The sequence below is a fragment of the Novosphingobium sp. 18050 genome (assembly GCF_902706195.1).
GTDB lineage: Bacteria > Pseudomonadota > Alphaproteobacteria > Sphingomonadales > Sphingomonadaceae > Novosphingobium.
The window spans coordinates 1-470 of the sequence record NZ_CACSJO010000081.1 but is presented as its reverse complement, the minus strand read 5'-3'; the positions used below and the strand labels follow the sequence as shown (position 1 = coordinate 470).

Genomic DNA, 470 nt, shown 5'->3' with positions numbered 1-470 from the left:
ACCTGGGATTCGCTCCCGCCGCGCTTCCGCCCCCTGCCGGGCCGCGCCAACATCGTCGTCACGCGGCAGTCGGACTGGAACGCGGACGGCGCGCTGCGCGCAGCCAGCCTGGACGAAGCCCTCGGCATCGCCCGGGCGAACGGCGGCGTGGCCTGGATCATCGGCGGCGCCCAGATCTATGCGCAGGCGCTGCCGCTCGCGGACGGCGTCGAGGTGACCGAGATCCACCAGGACTTCGACGGCGATGCGTTCGCTCCCGTCCTCGGGCCGGAATGGCACGAAGTCGCCCGCAGCCCCGTACAGCAGTCGGCGGTCAGCGGCCTGCCGTTCTCCTTCGTGAGCTACCGGCGGCGCTGAGCCCCGCTCGCACGCCGCCTGCTGCCCCTTTTGTCCGTCCACCGAACTGCCCCATGAAGCTGGCCACCTGGAACGTCAACTCCCTCTCCGTCCGGCTGCCGCAGGTGCTGGCC

Annotated in this window: 1 protein-coding gene; it reads left to right on the top strand. The window is 71.9% G+C overall.

The features are described from left to right. Positions 1-357: dihydrofolate reductase (locus GVL61_RS24455; RefSeq protein ID WP_159983870.1), on the top strand; the 357-nt coding region annotated here is incomplete at its 5' end. Positions 358-470 lie beyond the last annotated feature (113 nt).